At 67.0% G+C, this 26,621-nt stretch carries 25 protein-coding genes and 2 tRNA genes; 22 read left to right on the plus strand and 5 right to left on the minus strand.

The window, feature by feature from the left end; genetic code table 11:
• Positions 1 to 25 precede the first annotated feature (25 nt).
• The 5 genes from KF871_RS10095 to KF871_RS10115 all read left to right on the plus strand — a co-directional run bounded on the left by KF871_RS10095 (position 26) and on the right by KF871_RS10115 (position 5,551).
• A complete protein-coding gene (locus KF871_RS10095; protein ID WP_291141530.1) occupies positions 26 to 1,546 on the plus strand; it encodes a 3-hydroxyacyl-CoA dehydrogenase in 1,521 nt (506 codons plus the stop codon).
• A gap of 4 nt (positions 1,547 to 1,550) precedes the next feature.
• Positions 1,551 to 2,330 carry an oxepin-CoA hydrolase, alternative type gene (locus tag KF871_RS10100; protein ID WP_291141533.1) on the plus strand — a complete coding sequence of 260 codons (780 nt, stop codon included), beginning with the start codon at positions 1,551 to 1,553 and terminating at the stop codon, positions 2,328 to 2,330.
• Between the two features lie 77 nt (positions 2,331 to 2,407).
• A complete protein-coding gene (locus tag KF871_RS10105) occupies positions 2,408 to 3,127 on the plus strand; it encodes a Crp/Fnr family transcriptional regulator (RefSeq protein ID WP_291141536.1) in 720 nt (239 codons plus the stop codon).
• Between the two features lie 28 nt (positions 3,128 to 3,155).
• Positions 3,156 to 4,241 (plus strand): phosphotransferase, encoded by a 1,086-nt coding sequence (locus tag KF871_RS10110; protein ID WP_291141539.1) that lies wholly within the window; start codon positions 3,156 to 3,158, stop codon positions 4,239 to 4,241.
• 50 nt (positions 4,242 to 4,291) lie between these two features.
• Positions 4,292 to 5,551 (plus strand): acyl-CoA dehydrogenase family protein, encoded by a 1,260-nt coding sequence (locus KF871_RS10115; RefSeq protein WP_291141541.1) that lies wholly within the window; start codon positions 4,292 to 4,294, stop codon positions 5,549 to 5,551.
• Here the strand turns inward: KF871_RS10115 and KF871_RS10120 are convergent.
• Positions 5,535 to 6,206 carry a hypothetical protein gene (locus tag KF871_RS10120; protein WP_291141545.1) on the minus strand — a complete coding sequence of 224 codons (672 nt, stop codon included), beginning with the start codon at positions 6,204 to 6,206 and terminating at the stop codon, positions 5,535 to 5,537. The genes KF871_RS10115 and KF871_RS10120 overlap by 17 nt on opposite strands.
• Positions 6,207 to 6,282: 76 nt before the next feature.
• On the opposite strand from KF871_RS10120, the gene KF871_RS10125 reads away from it, so the two are divergent.
• The 9 genes from KF871_RS10125 (at position 6,283) to KF871_RS10165 (ending at position 12,630) form a co-directional block, all read left to right on the plus strand.
• Positions 6,283 to 6,987 (plus strand): glutathione binding-like protein, encoded by a 705-nt coding sequence (locus tag KF871_RS10125; protein WP_291141547.1) that lies wholly within the window; start codon positions 6,283 to 6,285, stop codon positions 6,985 to 6,987.
• Positions 6,988 to 7,064: 77 nt separating this feature from the next.
• Positions 7,065 to 7,141 (plus strand) — tRNA-Pro (locus KF871_RS10130).
• A gap of 64 nt (positions 7,142 to 7,205) precedes the next feature.
• Positions 7,206 to 7,282 (plus strand) — tRNA-Arg (locus KF871_RS10135).
• Positions 7,283 to 7,336: 54 nt separating this feature from the next.
• Positions 7,337 to 7,825 carry a flavodoxin domain-containing protein gene (locus KF871_RS10140; protein WP_291141550.1) on the plus strand — a complete coding sequence of 163 codons (489 nt, stop codon included), beginning with the start codon at positions 7,337 to 7,339 and terminating at the stop codon, positions 7,823 to 7,825.
• Positions 7,826 to 7,981: 156 nt separating this feature from the next.
• Entirely contained in the window at positions 7,982 to 9,169 is a 1,188-nt protein-coding gene (locus KF871_RS10145) for an ABC transporter substrate-binding protein (protein WP_291141554.1), read from the plus strand.
• Positions 9,170 to 9,235: 66 nt separating this feature from the next.
• Complete coding sequence (locus KF871_RS10150; RefSeq protein ID WP_291141556.1) at positions 9,236 to 10,099, plus strand: branched-chain amino acid ABC transporter permease; 864 nt, start codon at positions 9,236 to 9,238, stop codon at positions 10,097 to 10,099.
• A 79-nt stretch (positions 10,100 to 10,178) separates the two neighbouring features.
• Complete coding sequence (locus tag KF871_RS10155; protein ID WP_291141559.1) at positions 10,179 to 11,162, plus strand: branched-chain amino acid ABC transporter permease; 984 nt, start codon at positions 10,179 to 10,181, stop codon at positions 11,160 to 11,162.
• Positions 11,159 to 11,923, plus strand: a complete 765-nt coding sequence (locus KF871_RS10160) for an ABC transporter ATP-binding protein (protein ID WP_291141562.1) — start codon at positions 11,159 to 11,161, stop codon at positions 11,921 to 11,923. Before KF871_RS10155 ends, KF871_RS10160 begins: the two co-directional genes overlap by 4 nt.
• Complete coding sequence (locus KF871_RS10165; RefSeq protein WP_291141565.1) at positions 11,920 to 12,630, plus strand: ABC transporter ATP-binding protein; 711 nt, start codon at positions 11,920 to 11,922, stop codon at positions 12,628 to 12,630. The genes KF871_RS10160 and KF871_RS10165 overlap by 4 nt, the downstream gene beginning before the upstream one ends.
• Before the next feature lie 440 nt (positions 12,631 to 13,070).
• Here KF871_RS10165 and KF871_RS10170 read toward each other — a convergent pair whose 3' ends face one another.
• A complete protein-coding gene (locus tag KF871_RS10170; protein ID WP_291141567.1) occupies positions 13,071 to 13,790 on the minus strand; it encodes a GntR family transcriptional regulator in 720 nt (239 codons plus the stop codon).
• A gap of 73 nt (positions 13,791 to 13,863) precedes the next feature.
• Between KF871_RS10170 and KF871_RS10175 the strand changes: the two genes are divergently transcribed.
• The 8 genes from KF871_RS10175 to KF871_RS10210 all read left to right on the plus strand — a co-directional run bounded on the left by KF871_RS10175 (position 13,864) and on the right by KF871_RS10210 (position 21,301).
• Positions 13,864 to 15,252, plus strand: a complete 1,389-nt coding sequence (locus KF871_RS10175; protein WP_291141570.1) for a Rieske 2Fe-2S domain-containing protein — start codon at positions 13,864 to 13,866, stop codon at positions 15,250 to 15,252.
• Positions 15,249 to 16,724 carry a glutamine synthetase family protein gene (locus KF871_RS10180; RefSeq protein WP_291141573.1) on the plus strand — a complete coding sequence of 492 codons (1,476 nt, stop codon included), beginning with the start codon at positions 15,249 to 15,251 and terminating at the stop codon, positions 16,722 to 16,724. Before KF871_RS10175 ends, KF871_RS10180 begins: the two co-directional genes overlap by 4 nt.
• A 123-nt stretch (positions 16,725 to 16,847) precedes the next feature.
• Complete coding sequence (locus tag KF871_RS10185; protein ID WP_291141720.1) at positions 16,848 to 17,171, plus strand: 2Fe-2S iron-sulfur cluster-binding protein; 324 nt, start codon at positions 16,848 to 16,850, stop codon at positions 17,169 to 17,171.
• 24 nt (positions 17,172 to 17,195) lie between these two features.
• Positions 17,196 to 17,894 (plus strand): fumarylacetoacetate hydrolase family protein, encoded by a 699-nt coding sequence (locus KF871_RS10190; protein WP_291141576.1) that lies wholly within the window; start codon positions 17,196 to 17,198, stop codon positions 17,892 to 17,894.
• A gap of 86 nt (positions 17,895 to 17,980) precedes the next feature.
• A complete protein-coding gene (locus KF871_RS10195) occupies positions 17,981 to 19,027 on the plus strand; it encodes a TRAP transporter substrate-binding protein (protein WP_291141579.1) in 1,047 nt (348 codons plus the stop codon).
• Positions 19,028 to 19,094: 67 nt separating this feature from the next.
• On the plus strand, positions 19,095 to 19,649 hold the full coding sequence (locus KF871_RS10200; RefSeq protein ID WP_291141583.1) for an NUDIX hydrolase: 555 nt from the start codon (positions 19,095 to 19,097) through the stop codon (positions 19,647 to 19,649).
• Positions 19,650 to 19,655: 6 nt separating this feature from the next.
• Positions 19,656 to 20,837, plus strand: coding sequence for an MFS transporter (locus tag KF871_RS10205; RefSeq protein ID WP_291141586.1), 1,182 nt, complete (start codon positions 19,656 to 19,658; stop codon positions 20,835 to 20,837).
• On the plus strand, positions 20,837 to 21,301 hold the full coding sequence (locus KF871_RS10210) for an EVE domain-containing protein (protein WP_291141589.1): 465 nt from the start codon (positions 20,837 to 20,839) through the stop codon (positions 21,299 to 21,301). The genes KF871_RS10205 and KF871_RS10210 overlap by 1 nt, the downstream gene beginning before the upstream one ends.
• Before the next feature lie 36 nt (positions 21,302 to 21,337).
• On the opposite strand, the gene KF871_RS10215 is transcribed toward KF871_RS10210, so the two are convergent.
• The 3 genes from KF871_RS10215 to imuA are packed head-to-tail and all read right to left on the minus strand — an operon-like array spanning position 21,338 to position 26,477.
• Entirely contained in the window at positions 21,338 to 24,457 is a 3,120-nt protein-coding gene (locus KF871_RS10215; RefSeq protein ID WP_291141592.1) for an error-prone DNA polymerase, read from the minus strand.
• A gap of 9 nt (positions 24,458 to 24,466) precedes the next feature.
• Positions 24,467 to 25,768 carry a DNA polymerase Y family protein gene (locus tag KF871_RS10220; protein ID WP_291141596.1) on the minus strand — a complete coding sequence of 434 codons (1,302 nt, stop codon included), beginning with the start codon at positions 25,766 to 25,768 and terminating at the stop codon, positions 24,467 to 24,469.
• Positions 25,722 to 26,477 (minus strand): translesion DNA synthesis-associated protein ImuA, encoded by a 756-nt coding sequence (gene imuA / locus KF871_RS10225; protein WP_291141599.1) that lies wholly within the window; start codon positions 26,475 to 26,477, stop codon positions 25,722 to 25,724. The genes KF871_RS10220 and imuA overlap by 47 nt, the downstream gene beginning before the upstream one ends.
• Positions 26,478 to 26,621: the final 144 nt, after the last annotated feature.

The following is a 26,621-nucleotide window of genomic DNA, read 5'->3' on the forward strand; positions in this document are numbered from 1 at the left end:
CGTTCAACCCAAATACAACACGAATATGCAATCCTTCTTCCACTGTGTCGGCCTGGTCGGCACCGGTGCCATGGGACGCGGCATCGCACAGATGGCGGCCCAGGCTGGTGCAAAAGTGCACCTGATGGACGCGCAACCGGGTGCCGCCTCAGGGGCCCGGGACGCACTCGCAAAGACCTGGGACAGCCTGGTCGGCAAAGGAAAGATGACACAGGAAGCACGCGACGCGTGCCTGGCACGTCTGCACGTGGCAGAGGCCATGGCCGATCTGGGCGGGTGCGATCTGGTCATTGAGGCGATTGTGGAACGTCTTGAGGTGAAACAGGGGCTGTTCAAGCAACTCGAAGACATCGTGCCACCCGAGACGGTGCTCGTGAGCAACACATCGTCACTGTCGATCACCGCCATCGGGGCCGCGCTACGTCGTCCACAGCGCTTTGCCGGCTACCACTTCTTCAACCCGGTGCCGCTGATGAAGGTGGTCGAGGTCATCGCCGGCCTCAAGACCGAGCCCTCGGTTTGCGAACGGCTGATCGGCTTCACCAAGGCCTATGGCCACACGCCTGTGATGGCGCAGGACACCCCCGGCTTCATCGTGAACCATGCGGGTCGTGGCTACGGCACCGAGGCGCTGCGCGTGGTGGGCGAGCGCGTGGCGGACTTCGCCACCATCGACCGCATCCTGCGCGACCAGATCGGCTTTCGCCTTGGTCCATTCGAGCTGATGGACCTCACTGCGCTGGACGTGTCGCACCCGGTCATGGAATCGATCTATCACCAGTACTACGAGGAACCGCGTTACCGGCCGAGCGTGATCACCGCGCAGCGTCTGGCCGGCGGCGTGGTCGGCAAGAAGGTGGGCGATGGGTTCTATCGCTACGTTGACGGTGCGGCACAGGTGCCTGCCGAGCCCGCACCTCCACAGGTCGACGAGCTGCCGCCTGTGTGGGTATCGCCCAAGGCTGCCCGGCGCCAGGAGCTGTATCAGTTGCTCAAGAACCTGGACGCCCGCATCGAGACGGGCGCCGCGCCATCGGAGAAAGCGCTCATCCTGGTGGCCCCCCTGGGCATGGACGTCACCACGCTCGCAGCCGTGGAGCGACTGGACGCCACACGGACCCTGGGCATCGACATGATGCTCGAAGACAGCGCGACCAAGCGCCGCGTGCTGGCCACCAACCCAGCCACGCGGCCCGACATGCGCGACGCCGCGCACGCCCTGTTCGCACGCGATGGCAAGGCCGTGAGCGTGGTCCGCGACAGCGGCGGCTTCGTGTCGCAACGCGTGGTGGCCACCATCGTCAACATCGCAGCCGACATGTGTCAGCAGGGCATCTGCAGCCCGGCCGACCTGGATGTCGCCGTGACCCTGGGCCTGGGCTACCCCATGGGGCCTTTGGCCATGGGCGATCGCATCGGCCCGACCAACGTGCTCGAGATCCTGTTCAACCTGCAGACCGTGTACGGCGACCCACGTTACCGCCCCTCGCCCTGGCTGCGCCGACGCGGCGCCCTGGGTCTGAGCCTGACCCACGAGGAGGTGTGAGCCCATGGCCGCCAGCCTCAAAAGCCACAGTCAGGGCAGCACCCTGGTGCTGACCATCAGCAACCTGGAACACCGCAATGCCCTGGGGCCCGAGCTTTACGCCGCGGGGGTGGAAGCGCTCAACGTGGCCGAGACCAATGCCGAGCTGCGCTCGGTGGTCATCGTCGGCGAAGGTGCGCATTTCTGCGCGGGTGGCAACCTGCAGCGACTGCAGGGCAATCGCCAGAAGCCACCCGAAGTGCAGGCGCAGAGCATCGACGGCCTGCACAGCTGGATCGAAACCATCCGGGCCTTTCCGAAGCCGGTGATTGCTGCGGTCGAAGGCTCGTGCGCGGGGGCCGGCTTTTCGTTGGCACTCGCGTGCGACTTTGCCATTGCGGCAGCCGACGCGGTCTTTGTCATGGCCTACAGCAACGTGGCGCTGTCGCCCGACGGAGGCGGCACCTGGAGCCTTGCCCAGGCCTTGCCCCGCCAGACCGTGATGCAACTGCTCATGCTGGGCGAGCGCATCAGCGCCGAGCGTTTGCACCAACTGGGACTCGTGAACGCGGTCGTCGAACCTGGACGGGCCTTGGCCAGCGCACTGACGCTGGCCGATCGCCTGAACGCCCGCGCACCCAACGCCATGGCGAGCATCAAGGACCTGGTCAACGAGGCCTCGGGTGCCGCACTGCACACACAACTCAAAGCCGAGCGAGACCACTTTGTGCGCAACCTCCACCATGCCAACGCGGGCGAAGGCATCGGTGCGTTTCTGGACAAGCGCAAGCCCACCTATCGCTGACGCATCGGGGTTGTCCCTGCGTCCAGGGGTCCCCATCGCGACAAACTCCCGCTCTGAAGTCACTCAAAAGACAGACCATGGATGAGCCCATTCTGACAATCGACGAACGCGAGGCGATCAACAGCGGTCGCTGGTTCAACAGTCTTTCTCCCTCACTGCGGCACGACATCCTTCGATGCGCATACGTCAAGCGATTCAAGGACGGCGATCTGATCGTCGCTCGCGGCGATCCACCGTCCGAATGGACAGCGGTTGCGCGCGGCGCGGTGCGTGTGAGCTCGACCTCGCTGTCGGGCAAACAGATCACACTCACCTACGTGGAGCCCGGGGTGTGGTTCGGCGACGTGGCCATGTTCGATGGGGATCAGCGCACGCACGATGCCTATGCCCACGGCACCACCACCTTGCTCTGCGTGGCCCGCAACGATTTCCAGAAGATCCTGACGCAGCACGTCGAGCTCTACGAAGCCCTGATGCGCCTGCAGGCGCGCCGCATTCGCACGCTCTTTGGCCTGGTCGAAGACCTCAACACCCTGCCCTTGCGGGCACGTCTGGCCAAGCAGTTGCTGCACCTGGTGCGCAGCTATGGCGTGCCCTGCCTGAGCGACGGCAACGAAATGCGCATCGGCCTGCAACTGGCGCAGGAAGAGCTGGCGCAGCTGCTGGGCGCCTCGCGTCAGCGCGTCAACCAGGAGCTCAAGTCGATGGAGCGCGAGGACGCGATCCGCATCGAGCAAGGTGGGCTGGTGGTGCGCAACCGTGCCGCCCTGATGCGCATCGCCGAAGCCGAGACCTGACACCGCTGACCACACCGATCGCTGCCGAATGAACGACGCACAGAACTTCACCGGCACGCGACCGGTATCCGAACGCCACGCGTTCGACGAGCAGGCCTTGGCCAAGTGGCTTGGCGCCCACCTTGAGGGTTTCGCCGGTCCACTCACGGTCGAGATGTTCAAGGGTGGGCAATCCAACCCCACCTACAAGCTCATCACCCCGCAGCGCAGCTATGTGATGCGGGCCAAGCCAGGACCTGTGGCCAAGCTGTTGCCCTCCGCGCACGCTATCGAGCGCGAGTTCCGCGTCATGAGCGCCCTGGCCACCACCGACGTGCCGGTGGCCACCATGCACGTGCTGTGCGAGGACGAATCGGTGATTGGCCGTGCGTTCTATGTGATGCAGTGCGTCGAAGGACGCGTGCTCTGGGAGCAATCGCTGCCCGGCATGAGCACCACCGAGCGCGGCGCCATCTACGACGAAATGAACCGCGTCATGGCGGCCCTGCATTCGGTCAGGCCGGATGCGATCGGTCTGGCCGACTACGGCAAGCCCGGCAACTACTTCGAGCGCCAGATCGGCCGCTGGAGCAAGCAGTACCAGGCGTCGATCACGCAGCCCATCCCGGAGATGGATCGTCTGATCGAATGGCTGCCCCGCAGCGTGCCCGCCATGGCGCGCGACGAATCCCTGATCTCGGTGGTACACGGCGACTACCGCCTGGACAACCTGATGTTCCACCCGCACGAAGCGCGGGTGCTGGCGGTACTCGACTGGGAGCTGTCCACACTGGGCCACCCGCTGGCCGACTTCAGCTACCACTGCATGTCCTGGCACATCCCGCCGGGCATGTTCCGCGGCATCGCCGGGCTCGACCTGGCGCAACTCGGCATCCCGTCCGAAGACGACTACATCGCGCGCTACTGCGAGCGAACGGGCTTTGCCACGCCCGCTCAACTCAAGGCCGACTGGTCGTTCTATCTGGCCTACAACATGTTCCGCCTGGCCGCCATCCTGCAAGGCATTGCCAAACGCGTCGAAGCCGGCACGGCGTCGAGCGAGCAAGCCGTGCGTTCGGCCGCGGGCGCCCGCCCCATGGCCGAGATGGCCTGGCGCTTTGCCAACGGCGGTTGAGGCCTTTTCCCGCGAGATTCGCGCAACGCATCCCCACACAAGGAGACCCCATGCACTTCGATTACACCGACAAGGTCAAGGACATGCGCGAGCGGCTGCTGGCGTTCATGGACCAGCACGTCTACCCCAACGAGAACCGCTTCTTTGAAGAGATCGAGGCCAACCGCGCCAAGGGCAATGCCTGGGTGCCCACCAAGCTGATCGAAGAACTCAAACCCAAGGCACGCGCCGCGGGCCTGTGGAACCTGTTTCTGCCGCGCAGCCCGCGTGCACCGGAAGGCCTGTCCAACCTCGAGTACGCCCCCATGTGCGAAATCATGGGTCGCGTGCCCTGGGCACCCGAAGTGTTCAACTGCTCCGCACCCGACACCGGCAACATGGAAACGCTGGAGCGCTACGCGAGCGAATCGCTCAAGGACCAGTGGCTGGAACCCTTGCTCAAGGGCGAGTTCCGCTCGGCCTTTCTGATGACCGAGCCGGAGGTGGCCTCCAGCGACGCCACCAACATCCAGTGCCGCATCGAGCGCGATGGCGACGAGTACGTCATCAACGGCCGCAAGTGGTGGTCGTCGGGCGCCGGCGACCCGCGCTGCGCGGTCTACATCGTCATGGGCAAAACCAACCCCGACGCACCGCGCCACTCCCAGCAGAGCATGATCGTCGTGCCCTCCAACACGCCTGGCATCACCGTGGTGCGCCCGCTGTCGGTGTTTGGCTACGACGATGCGCCGCACGGCCACATGGAGGTTGTGCTCAAGAACGTGCGCGTGCCGGTGGGCAACATCCTGCTTGGCGAAGGCCGCGGCTTCGAGATCGCGCAGGGCCGCCTCGGCCCCGGGCGCATCCACCACTGCATGCGCTCCATTGGCGCTGCCGAGCGCGCGCTGGAGCTGATGTGCAAACGCCTCAACAGTCGCGTCGCATTCGGCAAGCCGGTCTCCGCGCAATCGGTCTGGCATGAGCGCATTGCCGACGCACGCTGCAAGATCGAGATGGCGCGCCTGCTCACGCTCAAGGCGGCCTACATGATGGACACGGTGGGCAACAAGGTGGCCAAGGCCGAGATCGCGATGATCAAGGTGGTGGCACCCAATGTGGCCTGCGAGGTGATCGACATGGCCATCCAGGCCCACGGTGGTGGCGGCGTCAGCGGCGACTTCCCGCTGGCCTACAGCTATGCCAATCAGCGCACCCTGCGGCTCGCCGACGGCCCTGACGAGGTGCACCGCCAGTCCATCGCCAAGCTCGAACTCGCCCGGCACCTGAACCTGCCAGGCGAAGTCGAGATGCCGGTTACGCGAGGGAGTTGACCGCGCGCGCCTGGGCCAGCAGGCGCCGGGCCATGCGCTCGAACAGGTCGAGCGCGTGCAATTCGCTGGGCTTGTGGCGATCGGCGTCCAGTTGCAGGCACAGGTGCAGCTTGCTGCGCAAGCGCATCAACAGCAGCGGCGACTGCGCAGACCTCACGTCCTCAGGCCAGTGCATGAGGGCGTCGACGGTGTCCTGGTCGATCAGTTGGCGGGTCTCGTCCAGCCCATCCGTGAGCACGGCGTAACGGTCGAAGAACTCGGCGGCCGGGCCCGACCAACCTGCGTCGCGGTAGGCCGCCAGCCAGCGCACTTCCTCCGGCAAGGTATCGGCCATGGTTTGTACGACGTTGGTGATCTGGGCGTACACATAGTCCGCCCAGCGCTCCATCGTCAGCTTGAGCGGCCGATTCATCAGCACCATGCCGGCCGATGCCTGCACGCCGACCTCGACCCGGGCCGAAATCTCCCAGCCCTCGAAGTAAGGGCGCCCGGACGGCTGCAGGTCGATGCTGACCGGCTGCCCCGACCACTCACCAACAAAACCGCAGCTGCCGTTGCGGCGGGCGAGGAATTCAAGGCCACGAGATTCCGCCCACTGCACCAGCGTCATGTGCTGCGCGCGTTGGCGACGGGTGGGGCTCAGGGCGTTCAACATGGTGTCCAGCATGGTTGGGCATTCTTCCGTAAGCTGCCGCCCCAATGCTGTTCAACAACGCACGAAAGGCACGTTCATGATCGACGCGTACTCATGGCCAACGCCAAATGGCCACAAAGTTCACATCATGTTGGAGGAATGTGGGTTGCGCCTGGGCCACGAATGGCAGGTGCACCCGGTCAACATCGGTGCGGGCGACCAGTTCAAGCCCGAGTTTCTGGCCATCAGCCCGAACAACAAGATCCCGGCCATCGTCGACAGCCAGGGCCCGGACGGCAAACCCATCAGCGCGTTCGAGTCGGGCGCCATCCTCGTCTACCTGGCCAGCAAGTTCGGACGCTTTCTGCCCAAGAGCGACCGCGAGCGATTCAAGGTGCTGGAGTGGCTGATGTTCCAGATGGGGGGCGTGGGCCCCATGCTGGGCCAGGCGCATCACTTCCGCATCTACGCGCCCGAAAAGATCGAGTACGCCGTCAACCGCTACACCAACGAGGCCAAGCGCCTCTATGGCGTGATGGATCGGCAGCTGGCGAACCACGCCCATATCGCTGGGGCAGAGTACTCCATCGCCGACATCGCCATCTTTCCCTGGTTGCGCAGCTGGCAAAACCAGGGCATCGACTGGGCCGACTACCCGAGGCTGAAAGCCTGGTTCGACCGCATCGCGGACCGCCCAGCGGTTCAGCGGGGCGTCGCCGTGCTGGCCGACGCCCGAAAGCCACTCACCGACCAGAAGGCGCGCGAGGCCCTGTTCGGGAACACGCAGTACCAGAAACGCTGAAACGGCGTCTTGGCCTAAGCCGGACAGCGACCAGCAGAGAAGACGCCGTTTCGAAGGTTAGAATCCGCGCTTCGTGTCGGAGCGTAGCGCAGCCTGGTAGCGCATCTGCTTTGGGAGCAGAGGGTCGCGAGTTCGAATCCCGCCGCTCCGACCATTCACACCAGAAAGAAAAAGGCCCACGCTGTGGGCCTTTTTTCCATCCGCAGCGCATCCGCGCTCTGCCCGTAGCTCAACTGGATAGAGCAGCTGCCTTCTAAGCAGCAGGTCGGGGGTTCGAGTCCCTCCGGGCAGGCCACCCCTCGGGTTTACCCCATGATCCGGGCGCAAAACATGCACTAAAGTGCGTGTCATGTCTGACGCACCACCCAGCAAGCTGCTCATCCTCGTGGGCACCATGACCAACACCGCCGAGTACGTGGCACAGGCCATCGAGATGGATTGCGGCGATCTGATTGGCGCCATCGAGGTCCGGATGATGGATGGGCTGGACCCCAGCGTCTTCGAAGAAGATGCACTTTACGTCATATGCACGTCCACCTATGGCTCAGGCGACGTGCCGGACAACGCGCAGGCCTTCTACGCCTCGCTGGACAGCCAGCCGCGGTTTCTCGGCCACGTGCGCTACGGTCTGATTGCGCTCGGCGACAGTGTTCAGTACGCCGCCACCTATGCCAACGGCGGTCGCCGTTTCGACGAGCGCTTGCGCGACCTGGGCGCAGTGCGTGTGGGCGATCCGCTGTTTCTTGATGCCTCCACCGACACCGAGCCCGAAGCGCAGGGCGTGGCCTGGTGCCGGGATTGGCTCGCGCTGGCGCTCAGCGGCGCACCAGCACAGTGAATCACCACGAGGCAAGGCCCATTTAGTTCAAGTCTGAACGATTCAAACTTGAAGCGCATAGGGTAATTCTGGATCGCCAACGCCTACCCCCCACCCTACAGTGACCCGCGTCTCTCGATCCCCTTACCGGCAACAACACCACAGGAGCTCACGCCCATGACCACCCGCCGTCTCGTTCTGACCCGCAGCGCTGCCGTGATCGGCGCCGCCTCCTCCGGCCTGCTGCTGCCGCAAATCGTCCGTGCGCAGTCCGACAAGCTGCGCGTGGGCTTCATGCTCCCCTACACCGGCACCTTTGCGGCCCTGGGCGTGGCCATCGAGAACGGCTTTCGCATGGCCCTCAACGAGCAAGGTGGCAAGCTCGGTGGGCGTGAGATCGAATTCTTCAACGTCGACGACGAATCCAACCCGGCCAAGGGTGTGGAGAACGCCACCAAACTGGTGCAGCGCGACAAGGTGGATGTGCTGGTGGGCACGGTCCACTCGGGCGTGCAGATGGGTATCCACCGCGTGGCCCGCGAATCGGGTGTGCTCAACCTGATTCCCAACGCTGGCGTGCACATCGCCACGCGCGCCCAGTGCGCCCCCAACGTCTACCGCACCTCGTTCACCAACAGCCAGCCGACGCTGGCACTGGGCAAGCCCATGGTCGAGCGCGGTCACAAGAAGGCGGTCTGGATCACCTGGAACTACGCCGCCGGCGACGAGGCCTACGAGGGCTTCGAGAAGAGCTACACCGAAGCGGGCGGCCAGATCATCAAGAAGCTGGGTGTGCCGTTCCCCAACGTGGAATTCCAGGCCCTGCTGACCGAGATCGCAGCGCTCAAACCCGACGCAGTGGCCTGCTTCTTTGCGGGCGGTGGTGCGGCCAAGTTCCTGCGCGACTACCACGCGGCCGGTCTGAGCAAAACCATCCAGCTCTACGGCTCGGGCTTCCTCACCGAGGGTGTGCTGGATGCCGCCGGTGATGCCGCCAACGGCGTGCTCACCACCATGCACTACAGCGATTCGCTGGACACGCCGCGCAACAAGAAATTCCGCCTCGACTACGCCAAGACCTTCAAGCTGCAACCCGACGTCTATGCCGTCCAGGGCTACGATGCCGGCCAGTTGCTGATCAAGGGCGCCAACGCGGTCAAGGGTGACTTCGGCAACAAGAAGGCGCTGTACGCCGCCATGGACGGCGCCGAGATCGACAGCCCGCGCGGCAAGTGGAAGATGAGCCCGGCACACAACCCCATCCAGGACTTCTACCTGCGCAAGGTCGAAAACAAGGAGAACAAGGTGATCGGCATCGCCGGCAAGGCCGTCTCCGATTCGGGCGCAGGCTGCCGCATGGCCTGAGGCTTGCTTCCCATCTGACGAGCCGGCGCCCTCGCGGCGCCGGTTTGACGTCTGGACCCCGCCTACATGGACTTCGCCAACTTCCTTATCCAGCTGCTCAACAGCGTCCAGTACGGATTGCTGCTGTTCATGCTGGCCGCCGGCCTCACGCTGATCTTCGGCATCATGGGCGTGGTCAACCTCGCGCATGGCAGCTTCTACATGCTGGGCGCCTACCTGGCCTGGTTCTTCAGCTCGCAGTTCGGCAGCCTCACGGCGGCCATCATCGTGGGCGCGGTGCTGGCGGTGGCCTTCGGCTGGCTGCTGGAGTGGCTGCTGTTTCGCCACTTCTACCACCGCGATCACCTCGACCAGGTGCTGCTGACCTTCGGCCTGATCTACATCTTTGAAGAGCTGCGCTCCATCTTCTGGGGCGACGACGTGCATGCGGTGCAGGTGCCGGCCGCGCTGGACTGGTCGATTCCCCTCACCGACACCCTGTCCTATCCGGTCTATCGGCTGGTCATGTCGGGCGTGTGCATCGTGCTGGCCATTGCGCTGTACCTGCTGATCAGCAAGACGCGCCTGGGCATGAAGATCCGAGCCGGGGCATTCAACCGCGACATGACCGAGTCGCTGGGCGTGAACATCCGCCTCATCCACGGCGTGGTATTCGCCCTGGGTGTCGGCCTGGCGGCGGTGGCCGGCATGCTGGCCTCGCCCATCGCCAGCGTGTACCCCGGCATGGGCAGCTCGGTGCTGATCATGTGTTTCGTGGTGGTGGTGATTGGCGGCATCGGATCGGTGCGTGGCGCGCTGGTCGCGGCGCTGCTGGTGGGCCTGGTCGACACCTTCGGCAAGGTGCTGTTGCCACAGATCGCCGGCATGGCGGTGTACATGCTCATGGCAGCGGTGCTGCTTTACAAACCTGAAGGGCTGTTCAAGCAATGAGCATCGCCGGACCGCTCCAAGATGCGAACGCCCCCTTGGGGGGCAGCGAAGGACATGCAATGCCGAGCGTGGGGGCCACATGAGCATTGCCAAAGCCCAACTCGAACGGCTGCCGCGCAGCATCGTCGCCGTTCTGATCGTCGGCCTTCTGGCGCTGGCCGCGTTTCCCTTCGTGCCCTTTGATGGCCGCGACTTCTACGTCGGCATGCTCACGCAGATGATGATCCTGGCGATCTTCGCCATGAGCCTGGACCTGCTGCAGGGCGTCACCGGACTCGTCTCGCTCGGCCACGCTGCCTTCTTCGGCCTGGCGGGCTACGCCCTTGCCTTCCTCACCCCCGCCGACACGCCCATCGCTGTGTGGTGGTCGCTGACGGCCGCGGCGGCGGCGGCCGGCCTGGCCGCACTGGTCATCGGTTTCTTCGTGGTGCGCACCCACGGCATCTACTTCATCATGGTCACCATGGCCTTCGCGCAGATGGTGTACTTCCTGTTCTTCGACAACAAGGCGCTGGGCGGCTCCGACGGCATCTACGTGAACTTCCGTCCCGACGCGAGCGCGCTGGGCATCGACCTGGAGAATCGGGTCGCGTTCTATTACTTCACGCTGGTGGTGCTGCTGGCGCTGTACTTCGCGCTGCGCAGGCTGTTGTTCTCGCCGTTCGGTCGCGCACTGGCCGGCATCCGGGTCAACGAGCACCGCATGCGGGCCGTGGGCTACGGCACCTTCGGCTACAAGCTCACCGCATTCACGCTGGCGGGTGCGCTGGCCGGCGTGGCGGGCTACCTGTGGGCAGCGCAAACCGGCTTCGTCAACCCGGAGCTCATGGGTTTTCACCTGAGCGCGCACGCGATCATGATGGTCATCCTGGGCGGCATGGGCAACTTCGCCGGCGCCATCGTCGGCGCCTTCGCCTTCGAGTACGTCATGCACCTGTTCAAGGACCTGACCAAGCACTGGCAGTTGCTCATGGGCGGGTTCATCGTGCTGGTGGTCATCGTGGCGCCACGCGGCCTGCTGGGTCTGGTGGAGCGCTTCACCCGCCGCGGAGGCCAGGCATGAGCGAATTGCTGCTTTCTGCAAAACAACTCACCAAGCGCTTCGGTGGCCTGGCCGCGGTCAACGACGTGTCGGTCAATCTGCACCGCGGGCGCATTCACGCGGTGATCGGGCCCAACGGCGCCGGCAAGTCCACGCTGACCAACCTGCTCTCGGGCGACCTGCCGCCCACCAGCGGGCGCATCGAACTCAATGGGCAGGACATCACCGGCTGGTCACCCGAGCGCATCTCACGCCAGGGCCTGGGCCGCAGCTACCAGAAGACCAACATCTTTCTGCCCTTCAGCGTGTGGGACAACGTACGTCTGGCCGCGCAGTCGCGCGAGCGCCAGCTTCCGTTCAATCCGCTGCACTGGTTCACGAGTGCGGCCCGCATGAGCGAAGTCAATGCACGTTGCGAGCGCGCCATCGAACTCGCCGGTCTGACCGAACGCACGCACCAGATCGCCGCAGCCATCAGCCACGGCGAGCAGCGCCAGCTCGAGGTGGCCATGACGCTGGCGACCGAGCCCACCGTGCTGCTGCTGGACGAACCCCTGGCCGGCATGGGCGCGGCCGAAGCCGAGAGCATGGTGGCGCTGCTGCAGCGCCTCAAACCCGAGCACGCCATCATGCTGGTCGAGCACGACATGGACGCTGTCTTCGCGCTGGCCGATGTGCTGACCGTGATGGTCAATGGCCAGGTGATCGCCAGCGGCACGCCCGAGCAGATCCGCAACGACGAAGGCGTGCAGGCCGCCTACCTCGGGGAAGAACACGCATGAACGCGCTCATCGACGCCCGCGGCGTGCACACCCACTACGGCCAGAGCCACATCCTGCGCGGGGTCAATCTGCGCATCGAGGCCGGCCAGACCATCGGCCTGATGGGCCGCAACGGCATGGGCAAGACCACGCTGCTCAAGTCCATCGTCGGGCTGGTCAAACCCAGCGGCGGCCAGGTGCAGGTCAGGGGCCGCGACATGACCGGCGCCACCCCCTACGCGGTGGCGCGCGAGGGCATTGCCTACGTGCCCGAAGGCCGTGGCATCTTCGGCAACCTGAGCGTGAAAGAGAACCTGGTGATGGCCGCCCGCCCGGGCACACGTGGCCAGCGCGAGTGGACCTACGAGCGCGTGCTCGAGACCTTTCCGCGCCTGGCCGAGCGCCTGGGCCATGGTGGCCAGCAACTCAGCGGCGGCGAGCAGCAGATGCTCACCATCGGCCGCGCACTGATGACGAATCCCGACCTGCTCATCCTCGACGAGGCCACCGAAGGCCTGGCCCCGCTGATCGCGCGCGAGATCTGGCGCATCTGCGGCCTGATCCGCGAGAGCGGTATCAGCAGCGTGATCGTCGACAAGAACTGGAAACACGTCACGCAGATCACCGATCGCAACCTGATCCTGGTGAAGGGCGAGGTGGTGTTTGAAGGGGCCACTTCGGAACTGCTCGCCAAGCCTGAATTGCTGGCCCTGCATCTGGGCGTTTAGTTCGCACGCTGGCTTCGCTCGACGACCACGCGCTGGCGGCTGGCGTGGTCCGCGTTCTCCGGCCCACGCTCGCGGGCGTCTGCACCCTCACTCAAACATCGGTTCATCAACACCGTGTCGGCGCTCTGCCTCAGCGGCAACCGCGAATGGGGCCTGCGCCCGCGAACCCCACCAGCCACCGAGAGTGACGAGCAGGCATGCCTGCGGCGGTTTTCGGCGGTGTGTCGGAGCGCCACCGGGGTCGATGGGGTGGGTGTCCGCTCGCAGGCGCCAATTCGCGGTTGCCACTGAGGTCGCGTGCCCAAAGCGGTGTGACGCCCGGGTGCAGGCCTGCCTAAGCAGACGCCCGCGAGCAAGCCGGAGAACGGATACCCACCCCGTCGACCCTGAACAAACGTTGGAGAGAAGCGCCAGCCCAGAGCAAACGTTGGCGAGAAGGCTCAGCCCACCACCAGCTTCATCAACGGCATCACCCGCTCACTCTCCGATCGCCGCTCCAGCGCCAGGCGCATGTTCATCTGCGCCACCTCGGTGTGCTCGGTGCCCAGCGCCTGGGCCCGCGCACCTTCGCCGCGTTTGAGCGCATCGAACAACATGTGGTGTTGCCGGTGGGCATAGAGCATCCAGTCACGGTCCAGCGCCACCGTGCCTTGCATGGGCAGCATGGCCGATGCCGGCGCAAAGGGCAGCTTGTCGTTGAGCGTCACGGCGCGCTGCAAGGCGCGGTTGCCGCAAGCCGCCAGGATCAGCGCATGAAAGCGGTCGTTCATGCGGGCGTAGGCGGCATAGCTCTCCAGCGTGAGCGGGTCATCGGCCAGCAGCCGGTCGCCCTCTTCCAGCGCGGCCTGCAGGTCGTGCTGCAGCGCGCGCGACAGACCGTGCTCGGCCACCAGGCGCGCGGCCATGCCTTCCAGGTGACCGCGCACCGCGATGGCGTCGATCACCTCCTGCGCGGTGAACTGACGCACCAGGAACTTGCCCGTGTCATTGGCTTCAACCAGCCCCTCCTGCTCCAGCGTCACCAGGGCCGCCCGCACCGGTGTGCGAGACGCCCCCAGCCGCTCGGCCAGTTGCTGTTCGGCCAGGCGCTGCCCGGGCTCGAATTCGCCCGACAGGATCCAGTCGCGCAATTGCATCAAAACAGTTTCTTGCAAGCTCATGGCGCGAGAATGTACACTGAATCGCCAAAACGGTATCCCGTTTTACCCTGATCGATTCATCACCTACCGCCCCATGAAAGCCGAACTCAATCAACGCCTGACCCAGGTCGGCCCCGGCACCCCCGCCGGTGAGCTGCTGCGCCGCTACTGGCAGCCCGTCGCCCTGCTCGACGAATTCGACCCCGCCATCGATCCGGCCATGGCCGTGCGGCCGGTCAAGCCGGTACGCCTGCTGGGCCAGAACTTCGTGCTGTTCAAGGATGCTCAGGGCCGCTTCGGCATGCTCGACCGCGACTGCCCCCACCGCGGCGCCGACCTGGCTTTCGGCCGCAACGAAGGCGACGGCCTGCGCTGCCCCTTCCATGGCTGGAAGTTCGACGTCGAAGGCCGCTGCCTGGAAACACCGGCCGAACCCGTGGGCAGCACCCTGTGCCAGCGCGTACGCCAGCAGAGCTACCCGCTAGTGGAACGCAGCGGCGTGCTGTTTGCCTGGCTCGGCGCCGAAGGCAAAGCGCCGCCACTGCCGGCGCTGGACTGCTTTGAAGCGCCAGCCAGCCACACCTTTGCCTTCAAGGGCCTGTGGAACTGCAACTGGCTGCAGTCGCTGGAAGTCGGCATCGACCCGGCGCACGCCTCCTACCTGCACCGCTTCTTCAACGACGCATCGCTGGACGACGCCTATGGCAAACAGTTCCGCGGCGCCAGTGCCGGCGAGGTCGAGGGCGAACGCTGGCCCATGACGCGCGTGATGCGCGAGTTCGGCCGCCCGGACATCAGCCACGAAGCCAAGCCCTGGGGCCTGCAGCTGACCGCCCTGCGCCAGCTCAACGAGCAGCTCACCCACGTGCGCGTGACCAACGCGGTGTTCCCGCAGACCTTCGTCATTCCGCTGTCGGAGACCATGACCATCACCCAGATGCATGTGCCGGTGGACGACACCCACAACTACTGGTACGCCTTCTTCACCAGCTTCGATGCGCCAGTGGACAAGGCCGCCATGCGCACGCCGCGGCTGCAAGCGGTGACCCTGCCCTTCTTCGAGCCGAAGATGGGCCGCCACAACCACTGGGGCTTCAACCCGCAGGAGCAGGTCGAGCGCACCTACCTCGGCATGGGTGAAGACGACATCAACGTGCACGACCAATGGGCTTGCGAGAGCATGGGCGCCATTCAGGACCGCACCCGCGAGCACCTGGGCACCAGCGACAAAGTCATCATGGCCCACCGACGGTTGCTGCAGCAGGCCATCGACGCCGTCGAGAACGGGGGCGATGCACCCGGCATTGCCAGCACCGCCAGCCTGGCCGAGATCAGCGGGCCCGACACCATCGACGGCTTTGCGCCCACCGGCGCCTGGCAGGACTGGTGGCAGACCGCCGTGCGCGAGCGCCGCGAGCGCGCACCCTGGACCGTTGAGGGCAAAGCCCTCGCAGACGCAGCCGCAGCGTTAGGCGCCAAATGACCTTTTCTGCCCTCTGCGGCGTGCACGACGCCGCGCGCGAAGCCGCCTGCCTGCGCCTGAAGCGGCTCATCGAGGAGCGCGGCATCCAGCGGGTGCGTCTGGCCTGGTGCGACGCCCATGGCCTGCTGCGCGGCAAGACGCTGATGCCCCACGCCGCGTTGCGCGCATTGCGCGACGGCGTCGGCATGGTGGGCACGCTGATGCTCAAGGACACCGCCGACAAAACGGCGTGGAAGGTATTCGAGCCCGGTGGCACCGACGACCTGCCGGGCTTTGCCGGTGCGGCCAACCTGCTGCTGCTGCCCGACCCCGAGAGCTTCGTCGAGTTGCCCTGGGCGCCCGGCACCGGCTGGCTGCGCTGTCAGCCCTGGCACGCCGACGGCCAGCCCGTGGACTTCGACAGCCGGCGCGTGCTGCAGCATGCGCTGGCGACGCTGGCGCGCGAAGGGCTGGGCTTCAAGACCGGGCTCGAGGTCGAGTTCCACATCTACCGCATCACCGACACCACGCCGCAGCTCGATCCGCAACGCGCGGCCTGGCCCGGTGAGCCACCCGCCATGCAGATGGTGCACCCCGGCTACCAGTTGCAAGGCGAGGCCATGATCGACCTGGCCGACGAGCCGCTGCGCATCGTCGAGCGCACCGCACTGGGCCTGGGCCTGCCACTGCAGTCGCTCGAAATCGAGCTTGGCCCCAGCCAGGTCGAGGCGGTGTTCGATGCCACCGACGCGCTCACCGCCGCCGACCAGATGGTGCAGTTGCGCAACGGGGTGAAGCAGGCGCTTCGCCGCGCCGGCTACCACGCCACGTTCATGTGCCGTCCGCCGTTTCCCAACATCATGTCCAGCGGCTGGCACCTGCACCAATCGGTGGTGGAGCTGGCCACCGGCCGCAATGTGTTCGCGCGCGACGAGCCGCTGGTGGGCAGCACGCCGCAGGACGCGCAGCACACACTGAGCAAGACCGGCGCGCACTGGCTGGCCGGCCTGCTCGCCCATGCCCGCGCCATCACGCCGCTGTGCACGCCCACGGTCAACGGCTTTGGTCGGTTCCGGCCCAACGCCCTCGCGCCGCAAGCCATTCTGTGGGGGCGCGACAACCGCGGCGCCATGCTGCGCGTGGTCGGCAACGCGGGCGACGCCGCCACACGCATTGAAAACCGCCTGGGTGAACCGGCGGCCAATCCGTACCTGTGCATGGCCGGGCAGATCCACGCCGGGCTCGACGGCCTCAAGCGCGCACTGCTCCCTCCCACCGGCACCGAAGCGCCTTACGCCGAAGGCGCCGAGCGCATTCCCACCAACCTTGGCGACGCATTGGCCGCCTTGCGCGCGGACCCGGCCATGGTGCAGGGCCTGGGCGAATCGGTGGTGAACCACTTCTGCCGCATCAAGCAGCAAGAGCTCGACCGCCACGCCGCCGCCGAAGACAAGGCAGATTTCGAACGCCGCGAGTACTTCGCCCGCTACTGAAGCAACACCCCCACGATCCTTTGGGCGCTGAGGGTTGCGCGTTCGGCGAGACCGCTCGATCTACCCAACGCCCAACGCCCAACGCCCAACGCCCAACGCCCAACGCCCAACGCCCAACGAATGATGATCCAGATCCACTTCATCGCCCCCGACCAGCGCACCCGCGACGTGCAATGTGCGCCCGGCCAGAGCCTCATGAAAGCCGCAGTCGATGCCGGCATCGATCAGATCGCCGCCGACTGCGGCGGCACGCTCACCTGCGCCACCTGCCACGTCTATGTCGACGAGGCATGGGTGGGCCGGCTGCCCGCACCGGTCGCCGACGAATCCGACATGCTCGATTTCGCCGCCGCCGCGGTGAAGCCGAACAGCCGCCTGTCCTGCCAGATCATGCTCACGCCCGAGCTCGATGGTCTGGTGGTGCACCTGCCGGACACCCAGTACTGAGCGGCGGTGGCACACTCGCACCCCATGACCTCCTACCTGTTCACCCCACCCCCCACCGTGTCCGTGCCCATCGTGGGGCGTGGCGAGCGCTTCCCGGTTCACCGCATTTACTGCGTCGGCCGCAACTACGAAGAGCATGCGAAGGAAATGGGCTTCACCGGCCGCGAGCCGCCGTTCTTCTTCCTCAAGCCGGCCGACGCCATCGTGGTGGCCGATGCGGGCCAGACGGCCAGCATGCCCTACCCGTCGCTGACCAAGAACCTGCACCATGAGATCGAACTGGTGGTGGCCATCGGCACGGGTGGCAAGAACATCGCCGCGGCCGACGCGTTCAAGCACGTCTACGGCTACGCAGTGGGTCTGGACATGACGCGCCGCGACCTGCAAAACGACATGAAGAAACAGGGGCGCCCCTGGTCCATCGGCAAAGGCTTCGACCACTCGGCGCCCATCGGCCCCATCACCCCGGCAGATCAAGCCGGAGACGTGGTCAATGCCGCCATCTGGTTGCAGGTCAATGGCGCCGACCGTCAGCGCAGCGCCGTGAACAAGCTGATCTGGAACATCGCCGAGACCATCGAGCACCTGTCGGCCGCCTGGGAACTGCAGCCTGGCGACCTCATCTATACCGGCACCCCCGAAGGCGTGAACGCGGTCGTCGCGGGCGACGTCCTGCATGGTGGCGTCGACGGCCTGACACCGATCACGGTGAAAGTGGTCTGATCCCCGCCTGCGGGTATCACCTCTTCCCACACCCACAGCGATAGTTCAAGCTTCAATCGATCATCAACCCGAAGGAGACCCATCCCATGATCCAGCGCAGAACCCTGATCCAGTCCGGTGCGGCCATCGCCCTGGGCGCACCCGCGCTCACCGGCTTTGCCCAGTCGAGCGTCACGCTCAAGTTCCACACCTTCATGGCGCCGCAGTCCAACGTGTGGCTCAACATGCACAAGGCCTGGATGGACAAGGTCGAGAAGGACTCGGGCGGACGCATCAAATTCGAGGCCTACCCCGCCATGCAGCTGGGTGGCTCGCCGGTGCAGTTGTACGACCAGGCCCGCGACGGCGTGGTCGACATCGTGTGGACGCTGCCGGGCAACACGCCGGGCCGCTTCCCGCGCATCGAGGTGTTCGAGCTGCCGTTCATGATGAACAACGCAGAGGCAACCTCCAAGGCCTACTGGGAATACGTGCAGACCGTCGCCCAGGACGAGTTCAAGGAAACCCAGCCCATCGCCCTGCAAGTGCATGGCCCCGGCGTGATCCACATGCGCAGCAAGCAGATCAACTCGGCCGAAGACCTGCGCGGCTCCAAGGTGCGCGGCCCGACCCGCCAGATCACCAAGATGCTGGGCTACCTGGGCGCCACCCCGGTGGGCATGCCGCTGCCGCAGATCCCGGACTCGCTCTCCAAAGGCGTGATCGACGGCTGCGTGATCCCCTGGGAAGTCGTCCCCGCCGTCAAGGTGCACGAGCTGACCAAGTTCCACAGCGAGTTCGATCCCGCTGGTGGCGCGCTCTACACCACCACCTTCGTCATGGCCATGAACAAGGCCAAGTACAACAACCTGCCGCCCGATCTCAAGGCCGTCATCGACAAGCACTCCGGTCTGGAAACCTCCGGCTGGCTGGGCAAGGTGCAGCAAAGCGGTGACGTCGCCGGTCGCAAGGCCGCGGTGGACCAGGGCAACACCATCCACACCATCTCGGCCACCGAAGCGCAGGAGTTCAAGCGCAAGGCAGCCCTGGTGGAAGTGGAGTGGGCGCAGGAGATGGACAAGCGCGGCTACGACGGCAAGAAACTGCTCGAGACGGCCAAGGCGCTGATCGCCAAGCACGGCAAGAAGGCCTGAGCCTTTTTGCCTGTGCCAGCCGGGGTTGCCCCCGGCTTTTTTTTGCCTGCCCCACTACACTGCCTGCATGCTGCGTCCGCCCGCCAAGTTCTGCCGCAACTGCGGCACCGCTGTGCAGATGCGCCTGCCCGACGATGGCGACACGCGCGAGCGCGCGGTCTGCCCCGCCTGCGGCACGGTGCACTACGACAACCCGCTCAACGTGGTGGGCACCGTGCCGGTATGGGGCGTCGACGGCGAGCAGGTGCTGCTGTGCAAGCGCAACATCGAACCGCGCTGGGGCAAATGGACCCTGCCCGCGGGCTTCATGGAGCTCGGCGAGACCACGGCCGAGGGCGCACGCCGCGAAACCGACGAAGAGGCCGGTGCCCAGATCGACATGGGCGAGCTCTTCACCCTCATGAACGTGCCGCGCGTGGGGCAGGTGCACCTGTTCTACCGGGCCCGCCTGCTCAGCGACCGCTTCGACCCCGGTCACGAGACGATCGAAGCCCGGCTGTTTCGCGAAGACGAAATCCCCTGGGACGAGATCGCGTTTCGCACCGTGCGCGAGACGCTGCAGCACTACTTCGCCGATCGACGCGCAGGGCGCTTTGGCCTGCACGTGTTCGACATCGTCTGATCCTTCATGGACAACAAGGCCTCGCTGGTGCTGCGACTGGGTACGGCCCAGACACTGGGCTGGGCGTCCAGCTACTACCTGCCGGCCATCCTGGCCAAACCGATGGCGGCCGGCCTGGGCTTGCCCGAGAGCACCATCTGGCTGGCGGTGACGGTGGCCATGCTGTTGTCGGCCGCGCTGGGGCCTTCGGCCGGGCGCACGATCGACCGCCGCGGCGGGCGCCCCGTGCTCATGGTGACGAGCCTGCTGTTTGCGGCGGGCCTGGCGCTGCTGGGCCTGGCGCAGGGGCCGGTCACGTTGTACGCAGGCTGGCTGGTGATCGGGGTGGCCATGGGCTCGGGCTTGTACGAAGCGGCATTTGCCACGCTGGTCCGGCTGCAGGGTCAGGGTGCGCGCAACGCCATCACCGGGGTCACACTGCTCGGCGGCCTGGCCAGCACCGTGGGCTGGCCCCTGTCGGGCTGGATGGAGGCCGACTTCGGCTGGCGTGGCGCCTGCTTCGGCTGGGCCTTGTTGCACCTCGTCGTGGGTCTGCCACTGAACGCGTCGATGCCGCGCACCGAGCACCTGCCACCGCCCGAAGCACTGCAGCCCGCGCACAGTGACCACCAGCCCGCGCCACCACCGTATGTGGCCTGGGTGCTGGCCTACGTGTTTGCGGCCACCTGGTTTGTCAGCACGGCCATGGCCGCGCACCTGCCAGCCATGCTCATGGCGGGCGGCCTGTCGCTCGCGGGTGCATTGGCAATCGGCGCGCTCATCGGCCCCGCACAGGTGGCCGGCCGACTGCTCGAGTTCGGCGGCCTGCGGCGTTTTCATCCGCTGTGGTCGGCCCGGCTGGCCGCGTCGATGCACCCACTGGGTGTGCTGGCGTGGATGGGGCTGGGGGCGACGGGCGCCTCGGTCTTTGCGGTGCTGCACGGCCTGGGCAACGGCATCCTCACCATCGCCAAGGGCACGCTGCCCTTGGTGTTCTACGGGCCGGTCGGCTATGGCCGACGCCAGGGCTGGATCGTCGCGCCCTCGCGGGTGGCACAGGCCTTGGCGCCGCTGCTGTTCGGCTTCTTTGTGCAACGCTGGGGCATGGGCGCTTTGTGGGTGTCCGCGGGTCTGGTGGCCAGTGCGCTGCTGTGTTTGTGGTGGCTGCGCCCGGTGATGCCCCGCACGGGCGAACAAGGCAATACCTGATGGCGCAGTACTGGTTGATGAAGTCCGAGCCCGACGAGTGTTCGATCGACGATGCGCTGGCCGCGCCCGGGCACACCGTGCCCTGGACCGGCGTGCGCAACTACCAGGCACGCAACTTCATGCGCGACACCATGCGCGTCGGCGACGGCGTGCTGTTCTATCACTCGAGTTGCCCCGAGCCGGGCATCGCCGGCCTGGCCCGCGTGGCCTCCACCGCCTACCCGGACCCGACCCAGTTCGACGCGGCATCGCCCTACTTTGATGGCGCCTCCAAAGCCGAGGCACCACGCTGGCTGCTGGTGGACGTGCAGGCGCTGCGCAAGACGCGGCTGATCGGCCTGCCCGAACTGCGCGCTGACCCTGCGCTGGCGGACATGCTGCTGCTCAAGCGCGGCAACCGGCTCTCGATCACGCCGGTGTCGCCGGCGCACTGGCGGCACATCACCGAGCGGCTGATGGGTTGAACGCCGTCGGTTCAACATCGCAGCGACGGTGCGTGCTCAATGGAAATCCCGGCTCTCGGTGGCCAGCCGCCCCAGCAGCGGCGTGAGGTCTTCAAGGTAACCGGCAATCAGGTTGCAGACCTCGCCCTCGCGTTGCCAGGTGCCGTACACCGCCAGCAGCCGTGAGCGCAGCAACACCTGGCGAAAGCGCTCGCGCACCTGGCGCCACACGATGACCTGCACCACGCCGGTTTCGTCCTCCAGGCTCACGAACACCACCCCGCTGGCGGTCTCGGGTTGCTGGCGCAAGGTGACGATGCCGGCGTGGCGCACCAGGCGCCGATCGGGCATGGCCTGGAGTTCGGTCGCGCTCGACAGACGCCGTCGCGCCAGCATCGGCCGCAGCAAGGCCAGCGGGTGGCGGCGCAGCGTCAGGCCCAGGCTGGCGTAGTCCCACACGATGGCTTCGCCTTCGGGCGCGGCGGGCAACGCCAGCGGCACTTCGTCCACCGGGGCCTCGCTGAGCAGCGCGGGCACGGGCTGCAGCGCCACCGCGTCCCACACCTGCTGGCGGCGGTGGCCGCTGAGCGAGGCCAGCGCATCGGCCGCGGCCAGCAGCTCCAGGTCGCGCCGCGCCAGGCGGGCCCGGCGCGCGAGGTCGTCGGTGCTGTCGAACCAGCGCTGTCGGCGTGCCTGCACGATGCGTTGCATGGCCGCTTGCGACAGACCACTGACCAGGCGCAGCCCCAGGCGCACCGCGTCCATGCGGTGTGCGCCCTGGGGCTCAAGCGTGCTGTCGGCGTCGCTGTGGAGCACGTCCACCGGGTGCACCACCACCTCGTGGCGGCGCGCGTCCTGCACCAGCTGGCTCGGGCTGTAAAAGCCCAGCGGCTGGCTGTTGAGCATGGCGGCCAGAAACTCGGCCGGGTGGTGGCGCTTGATCCAGCAACTGGCGTAGACCAGCAGCGCAAAGCTGGCGGCGTGGCTTTCGGGGAAGCCATAGCTGGAAAAGCCCTTGACCTGCTCGAACACGCTTTGCGCGAAGTCGAGGCTGTAGCCGCGCGCGGTCATGCCGTCGATGAGGCGGCGCTCGTACTTGCCCAGCCCGCCCTTGCGCTTCCAGGCCGCCATGGCGCGGCGCAGACCGTCGGCCTCGTCGGGCGTGAAGCCGGCGGCCAGGATGGCGATCTGCATGCACTGCTCCTGAAACACCGGCACGCCCAGCGTGCGACCGAGCGCGCGCTTGAGGTCGTCGCTGGGGTAGCTCACCGGCACCTTGCCCTGGCGCCGGTCGAGGTAGGGGTGCACCGCCCCGCCCTGGATGGGGCCGGGGCGCACCAGTGCGACCTCGATCACGAGGTCGTAGAAGCAGCGCGGCCTCAGGCGCGGCAGCATGCTCATCTGCGCCCGGCTCTCGATCTGGAACACACCCACGGTGTCGGCCGCGCAGACCATGTCGTAGGTGGCTGCGTCCTCGGCCGGGATGTCCTGCAGCGAAAAATCGAAACCCTGCTTGTGGCCGATGTAGTCGAGCGCCTTGCGCAGCGCGGTGAGCATGCCCAGCGCCAGCACGTCGACTTTGAGCAGGCCCAGCGCGTCCAGGTCGTCCTTGTCCCACTCGATCACGGTGCGATCGGCCATGGCCGCGTTCTGGATCGGCACCAGACGCGAGAGCGGCTCGCGCGTGAGCACGAAACCGCCGGTGTGCTGCGAGAGGTGACGCGGAAAACCCATCAGCTCGGTGGTGAGCGCCAGGAGCTGGCGCACCCGCAGGCTGTCGGGGTCGAGCCCGGCTTCGACGAAGCGCGCGCGGTCAACCTGGCGACCGTCCCACCAGTAAACGCCCTTGGCCAGCACGTCGATCTCGGCCGGTGCAAAGCCCAGCGCCTTGCCCACGTCGCGCAAGGCGCTGCGCGGGCGGTAGCAGATGACGGTGGCGGTGAGCGCGGCGCGCTCGCGCCCGTACTTGCGGTAGAGGTACTGGATGACCTCCTCGCGCCGCTCGTGTTCGAAGTCGACGTCGATGTCGGGCGGCTCGTTGCGCTCCTTGGAGATGAAGCGCTCGAACAGCACCGACATGCGCGCCGGATCGACCTCGGTGATGCCCAGGCAGAAACAGACCACGCTGTTGGCAGCCGACCCCCGCCCCTGGCACAGGATGCCCTCGCTGCGCGCGAAGGCCACGACGTCGTGCACGGTGAGGAAGTAGTGCTCGTAGCGCAGCTCGGCGATCAGCGCGAGTTCGTGCTCGATCTGCTGCGTGACCGACGCCGGCACGCCTTGTGGCCAGCGGCGCGACGCGCCTTGCCAGGCGAGCTGACGCAACCAGCTCGCGGGCGTGTGCTCGGGCGGCACCACCTCGTCGGGGTACTGGTAGCGCAGCTCGTCGAGCGAGAAGTGGCAGCGCGCGGCGACGTTCAGGGTCTCGGCCAGCAGCTCGGGGGCAAAGCGCTGGGCCAGCGCCAGGCGCGATCGCAGGTGGTGCTCGGCGCTGGCGGCCAGGGCAAAACCGCAGTCGGTGATCGGGCGCCCGATGCGGGTGGCGGTGAGCACGTCGTGCAGCGGCTGGCGCGAGCGCCGGTGCAGGCGCACATCGCCCATGGCCACCAGCGGCAGCGCGCACAAGCGGCTGCTCTCGCGCAGGCGGTGCAGATTCAACTCGTCGTCGATCGCACGGCGCTGCACCACGCCCAGCCAGCAGCGCCCCACAAAGTGCTGCAACAGCCAGCGGGCCAGCGCGTCGCAGGCCGACTGCGGTGCACGGCGCGCCGGCATGGCAATGGCCAGGCACTCGGGCAAGGCTGCACCATCGATCTCGTGACGGGCCAGCTGGTAGCGGCCCTTGGGTGCGCGTCGCCGCAGCCGGGTGATGAAGCCGCAGAGGTGGCCATAGCCCTCGAGCGAGGTGGCCAGCAGCACCAGCGTGAAACCACCGGTGTCGGCGCTGCCGTCATCGACGTCGAACCGGCTGCCGATCAGCAAGGGCAAGCCATGCTCCCTGGCCGCCACATGGGCACGCACCACCCCGGCCATGGTGCATTCGTCGGTGATGGCCAGGGCGCTGTAGCCCAGGGCGTGCGCGCGCGCCACCAGTTCCTCGGGGTGGCTCGCCCCCTGCAGGAAGGAGAAGTTGGAGAGGCAACACAGCTCGGCATAGGCCGGCAACACGCTGGACATGACCCGGCCTCAGGCAAACACGCCATGCAGGTACCAGGCCGGCTCGCCGCCGTCGGCCGCGCGGGTCTGGAACACCCACAACAGGCCGGCGTGTTCGGACGACGCCAGCCAGTAGTCGCGCGCCACGCGGCGCGTCAGCCCCTGCGCGTCGTCGCGGTCCCACCAGCCGCCTTCCACGCGCTGCGGCCCGAGCAGCAGGCGCAGCTCGCCCAGGTAGATCGGCCGGTGCGCGCGCACCGCGAGCCGCAGCGGCTCGGCCAGCAAGAAGGTGGGCTGCGGTGTCTCGCTCACCGCATCGGGTTGGCGCGGCAGGGGTTGATCGGCCGGCTGCCAGCGGCACATGGCCTCGGGGCGGTGATCGGCCACCAGCACCGGGCGCAATACGCGATCGGCGCCCAGCCTTGCCGCAATGCGTTCGAGCACGCGCGGCAAGGCTTCGCCAGGACGCACGGTGTCGGGCAACAGGCTGTCGCTGCGCTCCACCAGCGGGCGGACCTCGTCGGCCAGCAGCCAGAGCTCGCCCACGGGGGCTTGCAGTTGCACGTGCGCCAGGTGCTCGGCCAGCAAACGGCACAGGTGATCGCCATCGCGCGTGGGCTCGGCGGTGCGCACACTGAGTTCGTCGAGCGGCCCCACCTCGCGCGAGCGCATGGCGTCGTGCGCCCAGCGCAAGGTGAACGCGAGCACGCCGCTGCGCCGCGCGAACAACCAGTCCAGCAACTGCTGCATCAGACGACGGGCACCGACCATCAAGGCCTCGGCATCGTCCACCCGCGACGGCAGCTCCAACCGGACCTCGAACGCTTCGGGCACGCTCTGCCACTCGTGGGCCTGCGGCGCATGACCGTAGAGCTGGTCGAGCGCGTGCAACAAGGCCTGGTCGAACCGCCGCCCCAGGGCGCCGCGCGGCAGTTGGCGCAGGGCACCCAGCGTGCGGCACCCGCTCTGCCCCAGTACCTGCGCATGGGGTCGCGCCGCACCGAGCACCGACACCGGCATGGCGTCCAGCACCGCCTCCAGCACTTGCGCGCCCGCATCGGCTTGCCCGGTGCGCAGCAAGGCCAGGGCCGCCAGGGCGTTGGGCGCCCAGGCCAGTCTTTCGACACCCCGATCGCGCGCCTCGTGCTGCACACGCGCACGCAAGGCTTCGCGTCCACCGAACAGGCGCGCACTGGCCGCCAGCTCCATCAGCACCGCTTCATCGAGCACCGTCACGCGGGGCGTGTACCCGAGCGCCCAGAGCACCAGGGCCTGACGCGCCGCGTCAATGCAGGGCGTGTTCGGGCTCGGGCACAGGGCGCACCACCACATGGGCGATCTCCGGTACGACCACCGGCCGCACGCCTGGGTGCAGACGCGGTGGCAACACGGCCTGCCAGGCAGGTGGCACAGCCTGCAGCGTCAACGCCCGCGTCAGCGGCGGGCCTTTGCGCTTGAGGATGTCCAGCACCAACCCCCAGCCGGGCGCCGCCTGGGCACGCACGCGCAAAGGGGCCGCCGACGCCTCGCGCGCAACGCCCTCGGGGCGGCAGATGAACACCGGCGTCTCGCAAGCCGCCGCCAGCACCTGCAGCCGACGCAACTGCGCCGCCTTGACCTGCGGCAACCAGCTCAGCACGATGCCGCCCGGGTTGGCCTTGATGAGCTGCTCAGTGCTCCACAGCCGTTCGGCCGGCGTGCGCGCATGCAGCCACACCAGATGACGCGCCGACACCCCGTACTGATGTAGCCCGGGCGGGTGCGGCGGCTGGGGCGGCCCCACCACCAGCACCGAGCGCCCCTCGGCATCACAACGCGCGAGCAAGGGCGCCAGCAAACGCCACTCCAGCGCACCGGGGTGCGGCAGCAGCCATTCGGTGAGCCCATGGCCGGGCCAGCCGCCCCCAGGCAACTCGGCATCCAGCGCCGCAAAACCGCTCGGCCACACCCTCGGTGCCGAGCGACCCAGCTGATCGGCGCGCCAGACAGCGACCGGCCAGTCCAGGGTCGCGCGCTCAACATTCAGAACCGCCGGAGACACCTGCCCCTCCGGCACATCAGCAAGATCATGGAAACCTCAAAATACTGTATTTATGTACAGTAAATGAGGCGTGATCAGCTGTCCAGTCCGCCCGGCGAAACCCGAGCGCCGTCGAGGCCCAAGCGCGCCAAACAAAAAGCCCGG

Source organism: Hydrogenophaga sp. (assembly GCF_019635465.1).
Lineage (GTDB): Bacteria > Pseudomonadota > Gammaproteobacteria > Burkholderiales > Burkholderiaceae_C > Hydrogenophaga.